General features: G+C 60.3%; 16 protein-coding genes. 5 read left to right on the top strand and 11 right to left on the bottom strand.

Annotated features, from left to right (window positions below; genetic code table 11):
- Nucleotides 1-126: 126 nt before the first annotated feature.
- The 4 genes from AC13Q5_RS06585 to AC13Q5_RS06600 are packed head-to-tail and all read right to left on the bottom strand — an operon-like array spanning nucleotide 127 to nucleotide 2,399.
- Entirely contained in the window at nucleotides 127-498 is a 372-nt protein-coding gene (locus AC13Q5_RS06585) for a nitrile hydratase accessory protein (RefSeq protein ID WP_488501180.1), read from the bottom strand.
- Nucleotides 485-1,144, bottom strand: coding sequence for a nitrile hydratase subunit beta (gene nthB, locus AC13Q5_RS06590; protein ID WP_488501181.1), 660 nt, complete (start codon nucleotides 1,142-1,144; stop codon nucleotides 485-487). Before nthB ends, AC13Q5_RS06585 begins: the two co-directional genes overlap by 14 nt.
- Nucleotides 1,141-1,782 carry a nitrile hydratase subunit alpha gene (gene nthA / locus AC13Q5_RS06595; protein WP_488501182.1) on the bottom strand — a complete coding sequence of 214 codons (642 nt, stop codon included), beginning with the start codon at nucleotides 1,780-1,782 and terminating at the stop codon, nucleotides 1,141-1,143. Before nthA ends, nthB begins: the two co-directional genes overlap by 4 nt.
- 23 nt (nucleotides 1,783-1,805) lie before the next feature.
- Nucleotides 1,806-2,399, bottom strand: a complete 594-nt coding sequence (locus AC13Q5_RS06600) for a LysE family translocator (protein WP_075850854.1) — start codon at nucleotides 2,397-2,399, stop codon at nucleotides 1,806-1,808.
- Between the two features lie 205 nt (nucleotides 2,400-2,604).
- On the opposite strand from AC13Q5_RS06600, the gene AC13Q5_RS06605 reads away from it, so the two are divergent.
- Nucleotides 2,605-3,450, top strand: coding sequence for an aldo/keto reductase (locus AC13Q5_RS06605; protein ID WP_075850855.1), 846 nt, complete (start codon nucleotides 2,605-2,607; stop codon nucleotides 3,448-3,450).
- A gap of 2 nt (nucleotides 3,451-3,452) precedes the next feature.
- Here the strand turns inward: AC13Q5_RS06605 and AC13Q5_RS06610 are convergent, their stop codons facing one another.
- The 3 genes from AC13Q5_RS06610 to AC13Q5_RS06620 all read right to left on the bottom strand — a co-directional run bounded on the left by AC13Q5_RS06610 (nucleotide 3,453) and on the right by AC13Q5_RS06620 (nucleotide 7,077).
- Nucleotides 3,453-4,484: a capsular polysaccharide export protein, LipB/KpsS family gene (locus tag AC13Q5_RS06610; RefSeq protein WP_488501183.1), complete on the bottom strand. Its 1,032-nt coding sequence runs from the start codon at nucleotides 4,482-4,484 to the stop codon at nucleotides 3,453-3,455.
- Nucleotides 4,485-4,625: 141 nt separating this feature from the next.
- Nucleotides 4,626-5,198, bottom strand: coding sequence for an acetolactate synthase small subunit (ilvN, locus tag AC13Q5_RS06615; protein ID WP_075850857.1), 573 nt, complete (start codon nucleotides 5,196-5,198; stop codon nucleotides 4,626-4,628).
- 85 nt (nucleotides 5,199-5,283) lie between these two features.
- Nucleotides 5,284-7,077, bottom strand: a complete 1,794-nt coding sequence (locus AC13Q5_RS06620; protein ID WP_075850858.1) for an acetolactate synthase 3 large subunit — start codon at nucleotides 7,075-7,077, stop codon at nucleotides 5,284-5,286.
- 328 nt (nucleotides 7,078-7,405) lie between these two features.
- Between AC13Q5_RS06620 and AC13Q5_RS06625 the strand changes: the two genes are divergently transcribed.
- Nucleotides 7,406-9,430, top strand: a complete 2,025-nt coding sequence (locus tag AC13Q5_RS06625; RefSeq protein ID WP_488501184.1) for an ATP-binding protein — start codon at nucleotides 7,406-7,408, stop codon at nucleotides 9,428-9,430.
- Nucleotides 9,431-9,443: 13 nt separating this feature from the next.
- On the opposite strand, the gene miaA is transcribed toward AC13Q5_RS06625, so the two are convergent.
- Nucleotides 9,444-10,325 (bottom strand): tRNA (adenosine(37)-N6)-dimethylallyltransferase MiaA, encoded by an 882-nt coding sequence (gene miaA / locus AC13Q5_RS06630; protein WP_488501185.1) that lies wholly within the window; start codon nucleotides 10,323-10,325, stop codon nucleotides 9,444-9,446.
- Nucleotides 10,326-10,338: 13 nt separating this feature from the next.
- On the opposite strand from miaA, the gene serB reads away from it, so the two are divergent.
- The 3 genes from serB to AC13Q5_RS06645 are packed head-to-tail and all read left to right on the top strand — an operon-like array spanning nucleotide 10,339 to nucleotide 12,401.
- Nucleotides 10,339-11,229: a phosphoserine phosphatase SerB gene (gene serB, locus AC13Q5_RS06635; RefSeq protein ID WP_488501186.1), complete on the top strand. Its 891-nt coding sequence runs from the start codon at nucleotides 10,339-10,341 to the stop codon at nucleotides 11,227-11,229.
- Between the two features lie 33 nt (nucleotides 11,230-11,262).
- Complete coding sequence (locus AC13Q5_RS06640) at nucleotides 11,263-11,826, top strand: GNAT family N-acetyltransferase (protein WP_488501187.1); 564 nt, start codon at nucleotides 11,263-11,265, stop codon at nucleotides 11,824-11,826.
- A complete protein-coding gene (locus AC13Q5_RS06645; RefSeq protein WP_488501188.1) occupies nucleotides 11,823-12,401 on the top strand; it encodes a GNAT family N-acetyltransferase in 579 nt (192 codons plus the stop codon). Before AC13Q5_RS06640 ends, AC13Q5_RS06645 begins: the two co-directional genes overlap by 4 nt.
- Before the next feature lie 2 nt (nucleotides 12,402-12,403).
- Here the strand turns inward: AC13Q5_RS06645 and AC13Q5_RS06650 are convergent, their stop codons facing one another.
- From AC13Q5_RS06650 to hflK, 3 genes are all read right to left on the bottom strand, one after another.
- Nucleotides 12,404-14,116, bottom strand: coding sequence for a DegQ family serine endoprotease (locus tag AC13Q5_RS06650; protein WP_075850865.1), 1,713 nt, complete (start codon nucleotides 14,114-14,116; stop codon nucleotides 12,404-12,406).
- A 190-nt stretch (nucleotides 14,117-14,306) separates the two neighbouring features.
- Entirely contained in the window at nucleotides 14,307-15,245 is a 939-nt protein-coding gene (gene hflC / locus AC13Q5_RS06655; protein ID WP_075850866.1) for a protease modulator HflC, read from the bottom strand.
- The gene (gene hflK, locus AC13Q5_RS06660) at nucleotides 15,245-16,372 is read right to left on the bottom strand and encodes an FtsH protease activity modulator HflK (RefSeq protein WP_075850867.1); all 1,128 of its coding nucleotides are present in this window, start codon (nucleotides 16,370-16,372) and stop codon (nucleotides 15,245-15,247) included. Before hflK ends, hflC begins: the two co-directional genes overlap by 1 nt.
- Between the last annotated feature and the right edge of the window lie 168 nt (nucleotides 16,373-16,540).

The following is a 16,540-nucleotide window of genomic DNA, read 5'->3' on the forward strand; positions in this document are numbered from 1 at the left end:
AGTCTTTCTCCGTGTCGATAAAAATCGGCTTCATCGAATGCGGCATCGGCTCCATCCTCATCCTGAGGTGCGGAGGACGCAGACCGGAGCCTCGAAGGACGAGGATGGCCCGAGGAAGCTCATCCTTTAACGCTGTGGATCATTCTCCAGCGCAATCGGCTTGCCGTGTGGTGTTGCTTCCGCCGCACGTTGCCAGCTTTGCTGCAGAGTCAGGATCGTATCCGCATCGGCGATGCCCTTCGCGACCAGCAGCCCTGACAGTGCAGCCACCCAGCAATCGAAATAATCACTGCCGTCAGGCGCGCGGCCCGGCTTGTGCAGTTCCGTCGACAACTGCTCAGCCCATTCGCTCCAGGCAAACAGGCCCTTCTCATGCAAATGAACGGTCATCGCGAAAGCATCCGCCGCCCAAGGTTCTGGAAAGACCGGCTCGCCATCGGCCGACTTCGGCAATCCAGGCGATTGCGCCAGAGGCGACGGCACCTCACACGCGCTCAAGATAGCTCTCCCAGGCATCGATCGAGACCGTTAACGAGGGATCGGCACCCTCGCCCCAGATCTCGCCGCCATCGAAGACCACCGTATAGACCCATTGCGGATTTTCGCCGCGGCCGTGAGCGTTGTCGTCCGGGAAGACGAAAGAGCCCTGCACAGCCTCGACGACACCCGCCTTGGCCCGGGCATAGCGCGGCAATCTCGTATGGCCCGTCGGATTGAAATTCTTCGTCCGCACATGATCGCCGACGGCGAAAAGCGGCGCTGAATCGAGCGGTCGGTCGCAAGGGCCGCCCTTGGCCAAGACGCCATCGACCATATCAGCCTTCAGAACGCGCTTCGGCGCTCTGCCCTGTTCGATCGCATGACCCGTGCGCAGCTCCTCGGACGTGGCAAAGCCATGCCGCTCGAGCAACGTATCAACAGCACGAGTCCATATCTCGTAGTAGCTGGCGCCGAGATAGCTCGCCGGCGCAATGTTTTCGCGCGCGTGCCGGCTTTCATCAATATTCCAGGCACCGAAGGCGCCACAGGAAAGCGTGATGCCGAGCGCGCGCTTTTCCCATTCGGCGTGGAAATAAGGCTCATTCGGCTCCGGCGCGACAGCGCCGAAACCCATCTGGCCGCCAAGATCGTGCGGGCCGTTCATAGCGCGGCCTCCGGCGTTTTGGCAATTGCCGTTCCGATCATGGCATCGCGGCTGACGAGATCCGCGAGCGCCGCCTCATCCATGCCTTCGGAACCGGCTGGCCGCTCCGGGATCACCAGATAACGGAGTTCGGCAGTCGAATCCCAGACGCGGATTTTCGTCTCCTGCGGCAAGGTCAGGCCGAACTCGGCAAGCACGCCGCGCGGATCGATCACCGCGCGCGACCGATAGGCCGGCGCCTTATACCAGACCGGCGGAAGCCCGAGCACGGCCCACGGATAGCAGGAGCACAGCGTGCAGACGATCAGGTTATGCGTTTCCGGCGTATTGAACACGGCGCGCATATGCTCGCCCTGCCTGCCGGTAAAACCGAGGCTGGCAATCGCCGCCGTTGCGTCGCGCCGCAACCAATCGGCAAAATCGGGATCGCTCCAGGCCTTTGCCACCACCTGCGCGCCGTTGCGCGGCCCGACCTTCGTCTCATAGGTCTCGACGATACGGTCGATCGCCGCCGGGTCGATCAGCCCCTTTTCCGTCAGCAGCGTCTCGAGCGCCTTCATGCGCGCCTGCATGTCCGAATAGTGGTTGTCGTGGTGATGGTGATGATCGTCGTCATCATGCGAGTGTCCGTGGGACATGGCTGTCTCCTGTCTCTTTGCGACTACTTTAGCATCGGCCAGAGACTGAGCACCAGCAGGATAGCCATGGTTATGTTGAACCATTTGAGCCGGACGGGATCAGAAAGCCAGTCGCGCAGCGCCGAACCGAAGCCGGCCCAGGTCGAAACGCTCGGCAGATTGACCGCAGCAAATGCCAGCCCGACAAGAAGGACGGTGACGAGGTAGAGCTGCTCATTGGTATAGGTCGCCATGGCGGTGACTGCCATCACCCAGGCCTTGGGATTGACCCACTGGAATGCGGCGGCGCTGATGAAGCTCATCGGCTGCGCCGAGCCCTCGCTCTCGGTCAGGCTGCGGGACGTGCCGATCTTCCAGGCGATCCAGACGAGATAGGCGCCGCCGGCGAATTTCAGCACGGTATAGAGCAGCGGCACGGTGTGCAGCACAGCACCCAGGCCGAGTCCAACACCGAGCAACAGCGAGAGAAAGCCAACGCCGATGCCGAGCATGTGCGGAATGGTACGGCGGAAACCGAAATTCACACCGGATGCAAACAACATCATGTTGTTCGGCCCAGGCGTGATTGAGGTTGTGAATGCGAAAAGTAGAAGAGCCAGAAATGTATCCAGCGCCATGATGCCTCCTAGGACACCGTATCGTGACAGGGCGGCATCCAAAATTCTTCTTCATGCGCACAAAATGTAACGACGCATGGCCGTGCGACATTAGTTCGCCAGCCATACGAAAGCCATAGGGTGATTGTCACGGTGACATGACGGATGTCGATTGAAATCCGGTCGAATGCCCTTATCCTTCGGTTTTCTGCAGTGAGGAATGACCATGCGCGAACCCATCCCAACCGTCACCCTTCCTTCCGGCATCATGGTTCCGGCACTCGGCCAGGGAACGTGGAATATGGGCGAGAGCGCCGCGACCACCCGGGACGAGATCACCAGCCTGAAAACCGGTCTCGATCTCGGCATGACGCTGATCGACACGGCGGAAATGTATGCCGATGGCGGTTCCGAAGAAGTGGTCGGCAAGGCTATCGAAGGCCGTCGCGACGAGGTTTTTCTTGTCAGCAAGGTCTATCCCGCCAATGCCAGCCGCAAAGGCGCGGTCGAAGCCTGCGAACGCAGCCTGAAGCGCCTGAACACCGATCGCATCGATCTCTATCTGCTGCATTGGCGCGGCAACTACCCGCTTGAAGAAACGGTAGAAGCTTTCGAAGGTCTGAAGGCTGCGGGCAAGATCGAGGCCTGGGGCGTTTCGAATTTCGATGTCAACGATATGGATGAGCTGCTTTCCGTGCCGAATGGCGGCAATGTCGCCGCCAACCAGGTGCTCTACAATCTCTCCCGGCGCGGCATAGAATACGACCTGTTGCCCTGGTGCCAGGAGCGCAGCATTCCGATCATGGCCTATTCGCCGATCGAACAGGGCCGTCTGCTCCATCACCCGGAATTGATCCGCGTCGCCAAGACCTATCAGGCGACACCGGCCCAGATTGCCCTCGCCTTTCTACTGGAGCGCGACGGCGTGATATCGATCCCGAAATCCTCGAACGCCCAGCGCATCGAGGAGAACCGCGACTCGATCGATATCGACATCACGGACGAAGATTGGGCTATCCTCGACGCCGCCTTCCCGCCGCCGTCGCGAAAGAAGTCACTGGACATGCTGTAGGTTCAGGCAGCGGCCTTCTGCTGCGCGACGATCAGCTCGATCGCCCGAAAAACGTCGATCTCCCGCCAGTCTGCCGGATCGCGATAGGTCGGATAGAGCGAAAAGGCGGCGGCAGCGATCTGATCGACGGTCCGAAGCTTCGTTCGGCGGCCGGCAAGCGCGGCCTTGGTATGGACGCCGAAATGATCCTCAGTCACACCCCAGCCGGCATAAAAGGGTGCGGCATAGCAGCGAACCGGGATGCCACGCAGCAACGCATCGAAACCGAATTGGCTGGAAACCGTCCAGACTTCATCGACGACTTCGAGGATCGATGCCACCGACACCTCGTCACCGACAAGCATTGCATCGCCTTTCGAAGCGCCATCCGTAAGATACCCCTTACGAAGTCCGGCCATCACATCCGGATGGGTACGGATCAGGCATTGCGCATCGCTCGCCAGCCCGTCAGCAAGCATTTTCTCGAAAGAAGCCTTTGAGCCGAGTGCACGGCCGACGGAAACGTCGCCGACGACCTGGTCGACGAGCAGAATGCGCCGCTTCGTCATTCGCTCAATGCTGGGCGGGCGATGTGGGAGATGATTGTATTTCGAAAGCCTGTTGAGAACGATCTGCTCGCGAATGGCGCGGCCAAGCTCGCCTGCCTCTCCTGCGCCTTCTATCAATCGCTCAAGCCGCGACGGCCGACCGGCATCGACGGGCAAGCCAAGATCGTCAATGACGATCGACAGCGGAATGGCACCGGACTTGCCGAGCCCCATGGACCGAAGAAAACCATCCTCCAGATGCCAGTGTCGAAGATGGCGAAACCGCGCAACGCTGTCCGCTAGCTTCGCCGGCGCACGGCCACCCCAGGAGACGACACCGCCTATTCCAGGAGAGAGGACCGAGGCCAGTTTCTGCGAGCCAAAATAATGTCCAAGCCAGGGAAAATCGCCGCGGACAAAAAACGCAGCGCCGAGACGCATATCATCAGGCGGATGCCATGGCTTTCTGCCGATCTCAAGCAAAGTCTCGCCGGCAAGGACTGCCACCCTATTCCTCCGCTGCAAACAACATCGCCGACCCAGGCCGACCGCCACAAAGATAAAGCGGTTCAGCGTTCCACGGAAGCACTGAACCGCTCTGATTTCTAACGCAATTCCGAACGGAAAACCGATCCGCGCCGCAGGGTCTTACATTCCCTGCGAACCACGGTTCATCGCGGCAATGCCGGTGCGGCAGACTTCGATGAGGCCGAGCGGCTTGATGATGGCGATGAACTGGTCAATCTTCGAGGACTTGCCGGTGATTTCGAGAATGAAATGCTCGACGGTCGCGTCCACCACCTTGGCGTGGAAGGCATCGGCCAGCCGCAACGTCTCGGCGCGCATCTCACCGCTTCCGGTCACTTTCAGCAGCGCCACTTCGCGCTCGATCGGCCGCTCCTGGCCGAGTTCGCGGGCGCGCACCGTCAGATCGACGACGCGGTGAACGGGAACGATGCGCTCAAGCTGCGCCTTGATCTGCTCCAGCACCTGCGGCGTGCCGCGCGTTACCACAGTGATGCGCGACAGATGCGCCTGGTGCTCCGTCTCCGAAACCGTAAGGCTTTCGATGTTGTAGCCCCGGCCGGAGAAGAGGCCGATGACGCGGGCAAGAACGCCTGGCTCGTTGTCGACAAGCACCGAAAGCGTATGGCTCTCAGCCGCTGCGGTTTCGGGCGAAATGAAGTAGGCGGAGCCCGTGGGTTGAAGGTGTGCGTTCATTATCCTTGTTCCGTTTCCTCGGTTCTTGTTCGGTATGCCAGCGGGATCGGCTGGGGCATGGCAACCGCCGCGCCTCAGCTATCGATCAAACCAGCTGGCGACCCTTGGCGTCGATGGCGTTGGCAACCGCTTCGTCGGTCGCCTCGTCCGGCAGCAACATTTCATTGTGCGCCTTGCCCGAGGGGATCATCGGGAAGCAATTGGCGAGATTGGCAACGCGGCAATCGAAAATAACCGGCTTGTTGACGTCGATCATTTCCTGAATGGCGGCATCGAGATCACCAGGCTTTTCGCAGCGCAGCCCGACGGCACCATAGGCTTCGGCGAGCTTGACGAAATCAGGCATCGCTTCCGTGTAGGAGTTGGACAGGCGGTTGCCATGCAGCAGCTGCTGCCACTGGCGAACCATGCCCATGTACTGGTTGTTCAGGATGAAGATCTTGATTGGCGCATTGTGCTGGATCGCAGCCGACATTTCCTGAATGCACATCTGGATCGAGGCGTCGCCGGCGATGTCAATGACCAGGCTTTCCGGATGTGCGATCTGAACACCGAGTGCTGCCGGCAGGCCGTAGCCCATGGTGCCGAGGCCGCCCGAGGTCATCCAGCGGTTCGGCTGTTCGAAGCCGTAGAACTGCGCCGCCCACATCTGGTGCTGACCGACTTCGGTCGTGATGTAGGTATCGCGATGCTTCGTCAACTCATAAAGACGCTGGATCGCATACTGAGGCATGATGACATCGTCGCTCGGCTTGTAGGCGAAGGAATTGCGCGCGCGCCAGCGGGCAACATCGCCCCACCAGTCACCCAGGCGCTCCGCCGCCGGCTTCTGCGGCAGCGCACGCCACAGGCGAACCATGTCTTCCAGAACATTGCCGACATCGCCGAGAATGCCGACATCGACACGGACGTTCTTGTTGATCGAGGACGGATCGATATCGATATGGATCTTCTTCGAGTTTGGCGAGAAGGCGTTCAGGCGGCCGGTAATACGGTCGTCGAAACGCGCACCGATACAAACCATGACGTCGCAATCGTGCATCGCCATGTTGGCTTCGTAGGAACCGTGCATGCCGAGCATGCCGAGCCAGTTCTTGCCGGATGCCGGATAGGCGCCGAGGCCCATCAGCGTCGAAGTGATCGGGAAGTCGGTCAGCTCGACCAGCTCGCGCAGCAGCTTGCAGGCTTCCGGGCCGGAATTGACGACGCCGCCGCCGGAATAGATGACGGGACGACGGGCATTCTTCATCAGCTCGATCGCCTGGTTGATCTTGTTGAGATCGCCCTGGATCTTCGGCTGATAGCTCTTCTGGACATGATGCGCTTCCGGCGGCGTATAGGTGCCGGTCGCAAACTGGATGTCCTTCGGAATGTCGACGACGACGGGACCCGGACGACCCGATTGCGCGATGCGGAAAGCTTCGTGAATGACGGCCGCCAGCTCGTTGACGTCCTTGACCAGCCAGTTGTGCTTGGTGCAGGGCCGCGTGATGCCGACGGTATCGCATTCCTGGAAGGCGTCGGAGCCGATCAATGTCGTCGGAACCTGGCCGCTCAGGCAGACGAGCGGGATGGAGTCCATCAAGGCATCCTGCAGCGGGGTGACGGCATTGGTCGCACCCGGACCGGAGGTGACCAGCATGACGCCGACCTTGCCGGTGGAGCGGGCATAGCCTTCGGCCGCATGGCCGGCGCCCTGCTCGTGACGGACGAGAATGTGCTGGATGTCGTCCTGCTGGAAGATCTCGTCATAGATCGGAAGCACGGCGCCGCCCGGATAACCGAAAATGTGTTCGACGCCGTTGTCCCGGAGCGCCTGCAACACGATCTCCGCGCCTGTCATTCGATTGCCGCTCGCCTGATTATCTGTGCCGGTCATACGTTTGTTCCGCTGTCTGCTGGAGGTTTGGAAAGATGAAATCTCGATTTCGGGCATAAAAAAAGGCCCCTTGGGGAGCCTGTCATCTAGCGCATGGGTGGCTATCGCCGGATGGTTACACCATCCTGCCCATGCGCCTTCCCACCACGATAAGAACGATCGAGTTTTTCATGGGCCGAAGTGATAGACAGAAAATTTCGAAGCGTCAACGCGTGAAGCAATAAAAAATCGCGGCCCCGCGGAAACCCTATAAAAAGCGTGGGTGGTCGACAGGGTTTTATTAAGCCACCGTCTCTATGCTCCAGCCACTAATGATTGGGGTAACTGTTTGCTGAATAACGATCTGCAGACATCAGGCAACGCTGGAGATCTTGATCGCCGCGACAGATTGAAACCGGGAAATCGCTTCCTCGGTCGCGTCGTCGCGTGCAATGGCTCTAGAGCGACGATCGCCGCCGTGGCCGAGGCCGGCGGCACGGACCTGACCGAACTTTGGTCGGTCGGCCGGCTGATTTCCATCAGCGTCGGCAAGAACCGCGTGGCCGCCCTCGTCTATTCGATGAACACGCAAAGCGTCGGCTGGGGCGAAGGGCAGGACAATCTCTTCCGCATCGAAGTCGAATTGCTGGGCGAGGTCCGCGTCGGCCCGGATGGCCGCGAGGAATTTTCGAGCGGGATATCGGCCTACCCCTATCTCGGCGCCATCGCACACCGTATCCGCGCCGCCGACCTCATGCGCATTTTCGATGCCGGCAAGGGCAGCAGCTGTGTCATCGGCAAGCTGACGCAGGACGAAAGCATCGACGCTGCCATCCACATTCCCTCGATGCTCGCGAAGCATTTCGCGGTCGTCGGCTCGACAGGCGTCGGAAAATCGACGGCCGTCTCGCTGCTGCTGCACAAGGCGATCAGCGCCGATCCGAAACTGCGTGTGCTGATCCTCGATCCGCATAACGAGTTCGCCGCCGCCTTTCCGAAGCATGCCGTTGTTATCGACACGGATACGCTCGACCTGCCCTTCTGGCTGATGCGGCTTGAGGAATTCAGCGAAGTCGTCTTCCGTGGCCGCCCCGCGATACCGGAAGAGCTGGATGCGCTGCGCGATCTTATTCCCGAAGCCAGGCGCGCTTTCCGCGGCAGCGATTCAACCTTGATGCGCCGCCAGACGGAAAAGGCCTCGGTAACGGCGGATACGCCGGTCCCATACCGCATGGCCGATCTGCTCGCACTGATCGACGAGCGCATCGGCCGCCTTGAGGGCCGTCAGGAAAAGCCGCATCTGCGGTCGCTCAAGATGCGCATCATCTCGGCGATCAACGATCCCCGCTATCACTTCATGTTCTCCAACAATACGATCACCGATACGATCATGGAGACCATCGCCAAGATCTTCCGCATTCCGGGCGACGGCAAGCCGATCTGCACCTTCCAGCTCGCCGGCATCCCATCGGAAGTCATCAATTCCGTCGCCTCCGTGCTTTGCCGTATGGCCTTCGAGCTGGCGCTCTGGAGCGACGGCGCGATCCATATGCTCGTCGTCTGCGAGGAAGCGCACCGTTATATCCCTGCCGATCCGAACCTCGGCTTCTTCCCGACGCGCCAGGCCATCGCCCGCATCGCCAAGGAAGGCCGCAAATATGGCGTTTCGCTCGGCATCATCACCCAGCGCCCGGGCGAGCTTGACCAGACGATCCTTTCGCAGTGCTCAACGCTCTTTGCCATGCGTCTTGCCAACGACCACGACCAGGAAATCATCCGCTCGGCCATCCCGAATTCCTCGATCTCGACGACCAGCTTTCTCTCATCGATCGGCAATGGCGAAGCGATCGCCTTCGGCGAGGCCATCGCAGTCCCGATGCGCATGCGCTTTTCCCAGGTCGAACGGCATTTGCTGCCAAAAGCCAGCGGCAGCGTCGCGAAAACCAGCGAGGATTCGCCGGATACGGTCGATCTGCGCACGATCATCGGCCGTATGCGCTCGATTTCCGGCCCCGATCTCGGCTCTCTGCAGCAGAACTACAATGCTGCACCGATGACCGATATCGGGGACGATTTCGACGATGTGCCCGTCCAGCAGACGACCCGGTATCAGGCGGAGCCGAATCCGCCGTCGATCGAACCCTACCGTCCCGACATGCTGCCGCGCACTGCCGCACCGCAACCCGCAGTTCCTTCGCAAACATCAATCGACAGCAAGCTTGCCGAATTGCGCCGCGAATTCCGCAGCGATGAAGGAGGCGCACGCTCGCTGCCGCCAAGGGAAACTGCCCCATCCCTGCGGCGGGAATCCGGCTTGTCATTGCGGGACAGCATTCTGAAGAAGCCCCTGAGCAGCCTTTACGACAAGGACTGAGGCCCTTCGCGAACTACGGGCTCAAGCGTTCCCAGCTCTCGTTCATCTGATTGCGGAACCAGGTCATCTGACGCTTGGCATATTGCCGCGTCGCTGCAGCCCCGTTTTCGACGACCTCGGCACGCGTCATCTCTCCCCTCAACATCGCGGCGATCTGCGCGACACCAATAGCCTTCATGACAGGCATTTCCGGCGGAAGATCCAGAGCCAACAGAGCCCGCACCTCGGCTTCCGCCCCCAAGGCCAACATCGTCTCAAAACGGCTGTTGATACGCTGATGCAGGATAGCGCGCTCAGGCAAAACCACGATCTTTCGCGCGCGGTCTGGATCGATGATCATTGGCCCGGTCTTGCCCTGAAAAGCGGCGATGGACTGGCCCGTCGCTTCGAGCACCTCCAGGGCGCGAACGATGCGCTGCCCATCCTGCGGATTCAGCGTTTCCGCAACGGCATTGTCACGTTCCGCAAGCTCGCGATGCAGCACTTCCGGCCCCTCCGCCAGCAGGCGGCCGCGGAGCTGATTGCGGATATCGGGCGGAATATCGGGCATATCGGAAAGCCCGCCCGTCAGCGCCTTGAAATAAAGCCCGGTGCCCCCGACAAAGACAGGCATGCGGCCCTCGTCGCGTAGTCGCTCGATCAATGCCCCGGCCTCGCGCAGCCAGACACCGGTCGAATAGGCTTGGCCAGCTGGAACGTGACCGTAAAGATGATGCGGAATGCCTTCCATATCGGCTTCGGATGGCCGCGCAGTCAGTACGCGCAGGGTGTCGTAGACCTGCATGCTATCGGCATTGATAACGACGCCATCATGCGAACGCGCCAATTCTACCGCCAGTGCGGACTTGCCGCTGGCGGTCGGCCCGGTTATCAGGATCGCGTCGATATTGCTCATAGGGTTTCTGCTCATGGCCTTCGTTGCCACGCTTATTGCCAATCCGTCAAACCCCGGTCTTGTTCCGTCCATCGCAGAGAAAGCGGCTGAAGCCGTCAAGGCGTCCGGGCTTTACTGGCTGGCCGACGGCGTTGCCTGCGATATTGCGCTTCGCGACGATACGGACCCGCAGGCCGCGGAAGCCAATATTCTGGCCGTGATCGGCAGCGAGCCTATCGATCTGGTGATCCAGGAAGTAGACACCCGCCGCAAAAAGCTGCTGATTGCCGATATGGATTCCACAATGATCGGCCAGGAATGCATCGACGAGCTCGCCGCCGAAGTCGGCCTCAAGGAGAAGGTGGCCGACATCACCGCCCGCGCCATGAACGGTGAGATCGCCTTCGAGCCGGCCCTGCGCGAGCGCGTGGCTCTCTTGAAGGGACTGCCGCTCTCCGTCGTAGATGATGTCATCGCCAAACGCATCACGCTGACACCTGGCGGTCCCGAACTCATCGCCACCATGAAAGCGAAGGGCTATTACGCCGCCCTTGTTTCCGGCGGCTTCACCGTCTTCACCAGCCGCATCGGCGCGACCCTTGGCTTCGACGAAAACCGGGCCAATATCCTGCTCGAAGAAAACGGCATCCTGACAGGCCTCGTCGAGGAGCCGATTCTCGGCAAGCAGGCCAAGGTGGATGCGTTGAACGATATTGCCGAAAAGCTCGGCATTTCCACTGATGACGCCATGGCAGTCGGCGACGGCGCCAATGATCTCGGCATGCTTCAGCTCGCCGGCGCTGGCGTCGCGCTGCACGCCAAGCCGACGGTCTCCGCACAAGCCAGGATGCGCATCGACCACGGCGATCTGACTGCCCTGCTGTACATCCAGGGCTATCGCAAGACGGACTTCGTTAAACCATAGAGCAGCGCAAGTCGCTGATATCGGAGGCCACAGATGATTATCACCGAAACCGATCGCCTCATCATCCGCAACTGGCGCGAGACCGATCGCGACCTGGCCTACGAGATCAACTCCGACGAAATGGTCATGGAATTCTTTCCGTTTCGCCGCAATCGAACGGAGGCGGATGCCTTCTTCGATCGGGTTCAATCGATGATCACGGAAACCGGGCTCGGCCTCTACGTGCTGGAGCTGAAGGAAAGCGGCGAAGCAATCGGCTATTGCGGGCTGATGCGAACGGATCATCTGGAGCCCTTCGTCCCGGTCGGAACGATCGAGATCGGCTGGCGGCTGGTGGCAAGGCACTGGGGCAAAGGATTGGTCAGCGAGGCAGCGCGCGCGCTCCTTGCCCACGGTTTCGGGAAACATGGCCTGGACCAAATCGTTTCCTTCGCCGTGCATAACAATGTCAGGTCCACCGCAGTGATGGAGCGGATTGGCATGCACCGCGTCGAGGGAGGCGATTTCAATCACCCCAACGTTCCCGACACCCATCCCCATTTGCAGCGCCATGTCCTCTACCGCCTGACCTCGGCCGAGTGGCGCTCCGGGCGATGACGACAATCGAAACATCTCGGCTAATCCTGCGGCCATGCCTGGCAGAGGATCGCGAGCTGTTTTATGAGCTGAGCTCCGATCCGGCCGTTCTCGAATTCTTTCCCTTCAGCCGCAGCCGTGAGGATGCCGACACCATCTTCGCCATGATCCGGAACCTCATCTGCGAACCCGGCTTCGATTTTCTGGTTCTGGTGCTGAAGCATAGCGGCGAGGCAATCGGCTTCTCGGGGTTGTCCAGGGTGGAGCTCACCCCTTATTTGCCGAGAGATGCCGTTGAGATCGGCTGGCGAATATCAGCGCGCCATTGGGGCAACGGCTACGCAACCGAGGCCGGCTTGGCCCTTATGCGTCACGCTTTCACCATCCTGAATCTCGAAGAAATCCTGTCCGTCGCAGTGCATGACAACCGCCGAGCGCTTGCTGTGATGCACAAGATCGGCATGCACCCCAATCCGGCTTGGGATTTCGACCATCCGCAAATCCGCGAGACACATCCGCACCTGAAGCGTCACGTCGTCCACCGCCTGAGCGCCGCCGAGTGGCGCGCGCAGCAGACGGAGCAAGCCGGGAGCTGAATCTACTCCAACGCGACAGCGATGAAGCGCAGGTCACCATTCGGAGACGCGATCATCATCTGCGCATTGCGACGTCCCTCACGCTTCAGCGAGGCCACCTTGTCCGCGGCGGCACTCGGGGTCTGGACGAACTCCTGAGCGACCTCGACGACGACGTCGCCAGGCTTCAACCCCTTTTCAGCGGCCGCTGAGCCTGGTGCTACTTCGGTGATGACGACGCCATCGACGCTGTCGGCAATGCCGAAGCTCTTGCGGTTTTCCGCCGTCAGTGTCGAGAGCTTCATTCCAAGGATATTCGAGGTCGCCTGCGCGGGCGGCTGAGCCTGCGGCGATTGCTGCGGATCACCACCCTGATCCTGCCCGTCCATGCCGTCGTCGTCACCATCGTCTCCCTGGTCGGGATTGATGACGCCGTCGCTATTGCCTTTATCGTCGGGTGCGAGCTGCGGCTTCTTGTTCTTGTCGGTGCTTGCGGCTGCCGCCTGGTCGCTGTCCTCCAGCCGCCCGAGCGTCACCTTGACGGTCTGCTGCTTGCCATCGCGATAGATGACGACATCGACCTCCTTGCCGACGGGGCTTTCGGCGACGACACGCGGCAGGTCGCGCATCTCGTCCACATCCTTGCCATCGAATTTGAGGATGACATCACCCGCCTTGATCGAACCGTTGTCGACCGGACCGCCCTTGATGACACCAGCCACGAGCGCGCCCTTAGCCTCTGAAAGGCCGAGACTGTTGGCGACATCATCGGTTACCGGCTGAATGCGCACGCCGAGCCAGCCGCGGCGCGTCTCGCCGAAGTCGCGAAGCTGATTGACGACGCCTTCGGCCAATTCGGACGGCACGGCAAAGCCGATGCCGATCGAACCGCCACTCGGCGAGATGATCGCCGTATTGATGCCAATCACCTCGCCCTTCATGTTGAAGAGCGGACCGCCGGAATTGCCCTTGTTGATCGCCGCATCTGTCTGGATGAAATTGTCATAGGGGCCGGCGTTGATATTACGGCCGCGCGCCGAGACGATGCCGATGGTGACCGATCCGCCGAGACCGAAGGGGTTGCCGATCGCCATCACCCAGTCGCCGATCCGCATCTTGGAGGAATCGCCGAACTTGACGGCCGTCAACGGATGTTTTGGCTCGACCTTGAGGACCGAAAGATCGGTCTTCGTATCGGTGCCGATCAGCTTGGCCTTCAGCTTCGTGCCGTTCGGGAAGATCGCCTCGATATCGTCGGCCCCTTCAATGACGTGATTGTTGGTGACGATATAGCCGGAAGGGTCGATGACGAAACCGGAGCCGAGCGAGCTCACCTTGCGATTGCTGTCGTCGTCTTTCTTGTTGTTGAAGAAATCGTTGAATTCATCCTGGTAGGGCGAGTTATCGGGCACCTTCGGAGTCGCCGGCCCATTCCCCTCATCCTTGACCTTCTGCGATGTGGAAATATTGACCACCGCATCGAGCAATCCGGAAGCGAGATCGGCGACCGATGCCGGCCCCGCATTCATCGCCGGGTTCGTCGTGATTGTGGGAGATGCTGCCGGCGGCGTCTGGTTATTGGTGGTGGTGGGCGCCTGAGCGCCTGCGGCCGCACCGCTGTTTTGCGTCTGCGCATAAGCCTGTTCGGTAACGCCCACAATGGGGCCGGCAATCAGCGCGATGCTCGCAAGCAAGGCAAACGAACGGCTGAAAAGCAGGCGATTGGTCGAAGCCATCAGGCATCCTCATCGAAAAAGGGAAAACTTGTATAAGCATCAACATAAGGCGGAATGATGAAGCGTGAAATCACCTTTTTGAGAAATCCCCGAACCTCCCGCCGCCGATGCTTGCAGGCTGAAGGTGATGCAATCCGCCATAAAAAAAGGGCCACCCGGGGGCAGCCCTTCCGTTTGCTTGAGATCGACGTCAGTTCGCAGGCGGCGTCGGGTTGGCGAGCGCCGGAGCCCCCGATTTGGGCGCAGAACCTGCCGGACTGTCGAAGTACTTGAAGAAGTCCGACTGATTCGGCGGCAGAACGAGCGTCTTGCCACCCGAGGCAAGTGCCTTGTTGTAGGCGGCCATCGAACGATAGAACTCATAGAAGTTCGGATCACGCTTCGAGGCATCGGCGAAGATGCCATTTCGCTCGGCTTCGCCTTCACCGCGCAACACTTCCGAATCCTTCTGCGCATCGGCAACGATCTCGACGACCTGACGGTCGGCGACTGCACGCCGGCGCTGACCTTCTTCGTTACCGCGGGCGCGGATCAGTTCGGCTTCCGCCAGACGTTCGGCCTTCATGCGGTCGTAGGTTTGCTGCGACACTTCCTGGGTCAGGTCGGTGCGGCGGATGCGGACGTCCTCGATGTTGAGACCGAGCGTTTCGGCATCGCGGTGCAGATCGTTGCGCACTTCCGTCATCATCGAGGCGCGCTCGCTGGAGAGCGCCGCATCGAAGCTGCGCAGGCCGTAGACACGGCGCAGCGAAGCATCAAGGCGGGTTCTGAGACGCGATTCCGCCGCATCCCGATCGCCCGAAACCGTTTCGCGGAACTTCCGCGCATCGGCGATCTTGTAGACGACGAAGGCGTCGACTTCGTAGAACTTACCGCCCGAAACCTGAACACGGATATTGTCCAGATCGAAGCGCAGTTCCTGCTGCTGGATATACTGCACGCGATCGGCGTCCATGAAGGCGAAGGGAAGCTTGAAGTACAGGCCTGGCTCCGTCTTGACTTCCCGGATCTGACCGAAGCGCAGGACGATCGCCTGCTCTCTGGCATTGACCACAAACACCGACGAGTAAATGAGCAGCAGCACTACCGCAAGCGCGATAAGAATGGCTGGCAAACGGCTGGACGTCATTATTTGGCCTCCGGCTGAGTTGCAGCAGCGGGCTTGCCCGCCTGTGTCGTGGATTGCTTGCCGATTTCGTTCAGCGGCAGGTAAGGCACGACACCCTGCTTGTCGTCGATGATAATGCTGTTGGAATTGCCGATGACGGACTCCATGGTTTCCAGGAACAGGCGCTTGCGGGTCACTTCCGGCGCCTTGACGTATTCGTCGTAGATCGAGATGAAGCGCTGCGCCTCACCCTGAGCTTCCTTCACGACACGATCCTTGTAGGCAGCCGCCTCTTCGCGGATCTGGGCCGCGCGGCCGCGAGCCTGACCGAGCTGCTGGTTAGCGTATTGATTGGCCTCTTCCACCTGCTGGTCTTCGTTCTGTTCGGCACGCTGCACTTCGTCGAACGCGTCGGCCACTTCACGCGGCGGAGCCGCATCCTCGATCGGCACGGCATTGATGGAAATGCCGGCGCCGTAGCGATCCATCGTATCCTGGATAATGCTTCTGACCTCGGTCGCGATTTCCTGACGCTTGTCGCGATAAATGTCCTGAGCAGGACGGCGACCGACGACTTCACGCATGGCACTTTCCGCAACCTGCTGCAGCGTCTCGTCGGGGGTTTCGAGATTGAACAGATAGGATTGCGGATTGGTCACGGTATAGAGAACCGAGAACTGCACGTTGACGATGTTCTGGTCGCCCGTCAGCATCAATCCGGACGTCGAACCGGCCGTGGAGCGGCCGCCGATATTACGCTGCTGTTCGGTAACCTTGACGAACTCGATGCGGTCCATCGGCCACAGATGGAAATGCAGGCCGGGCATCGAAACTTCCTCGCGCGGCTTGCCGAAGCGCAGTTCAACGCCCCGCTCGTCCGGCTGCACGGTGTAGATGCACTGAATCAGCCAGAAGATGCCGATCACCGCGACAATGATAAGGACGACGCCTGCATTGAAGCCACCGGGCACGAAACCTTTCAATCGGTCCTGACCACGGCGAATGATATCCTCAAGGTCCGGAGGTCCTCCGTTGCCGCCACCTCGCGGCCGGTTCGGTCCTTGCCCCCAAGGTCCCTGATTATTTCCGCCGCCGCCACCGCCGCCCCATGGGCCGCCGCCGCCGCCATTCTGATTGCTCCAAGGCATCAAAACCTCTTTATCTGTTGACTCCCGAAATCGCTCCAAACCCATGAAATTCATGGCTTGAACTCCGCAGGCGGTGGCGATCGTTTCCCGTTATAGGTATCGAAGCACCTGCTTTCAACGCGACTTCAGGAAGTTCGTCGGATTCATTGGAAAATATTTGCTTTTTGG

Source organism: Martinezella sp. CNPSo 3964, assembly GCF_057784375.1.

Coding starts and splice junctions, on each gene's coding strand:
- AC13Q5_RS06600 (WP_075850854.1), bottom strand. CDS start 2,399: ATGGCGCTGGATACATTTCTGGCTCTTCTACTTTTCGCATTCACAACC.
- ilvN (WP_075850857.1), bottom strand. CDS start 5,198: ATGAACGCACACCTTCAACCCACGGGCTCCGCCTACTTCATTTCGCCC.
- nthB (WP_488501181.1), bottom strand. CDS start 1,144: ATGAACGGCCCGCACGATCTTGGCGGCCAGATGGGTTTCGGCGCTGTC.
- nthA (WP_488501182.1), bottom strand. CDS start 1,782: ATGTCCCACGGACACTCGCATGATGACGACGATCATCACCATCACCAC.
- AC13Q5_RS06645 (WP_488501188.1), top strand. CDS start 11,823: ATGACGACAATCGAAACATCTCGGCTAATCCTGCGGCCATGCCTGGCA.
- AC13Q5_RS06640 (WP_488501187.1), top strand. CDS start 11,263: ATGATTATCACCGAAACCGATCGCCTCATCATCCGCAACTGGCGCGAG.
- hflK (WP_075850867.1), bottom strand. CDS start 16,372: ATGCCTTGGAGCAATCAGAATGGCGGCGGCGGCGGCCCATGGGGCGGC.
- AC13Q5_RS06605 (WP_075850855.1), top strand. CDS start 2,605: ATGCGCGAACCCATCCCAACCGTCACCCTTCCTTCCGGCATCATGGTT.
- AC13Q5_RS06620 (WP_075850858.1), bottom strand. CDS start 7,077: ATGACCGGCACAGATAATCAGGCGAGCGGCAATCGAATGACAGGCGCG.
- hflC (WP_075850866.1), bottom strand. CDS start 15,245: ATGACGTCCAGCCGTTTGCCAGCCATTCTTATCGCGCTTGCGGTAGTG.
- serB (WP_488501186.1), top strand. CDS start 10,339: ATGGCCTTCGTTGCCACGCTTATTGCCAATCCGTCAAACCCCGGTCTT.
- AC13Q5_RS06650 (WP_075850865.1), bottom strand. CDS start 14,116: ATGGCTTCGACCAATCGCCTGCTTTTCAGCCGTTCGTTTGCCTTGCTT.
- miaA (WP_488501185.1), bottom strand. CDS start 10,325: ATGAGCAATATCGACGCGATCCTGATAACCGGGCCGACCGCCAGCGGC.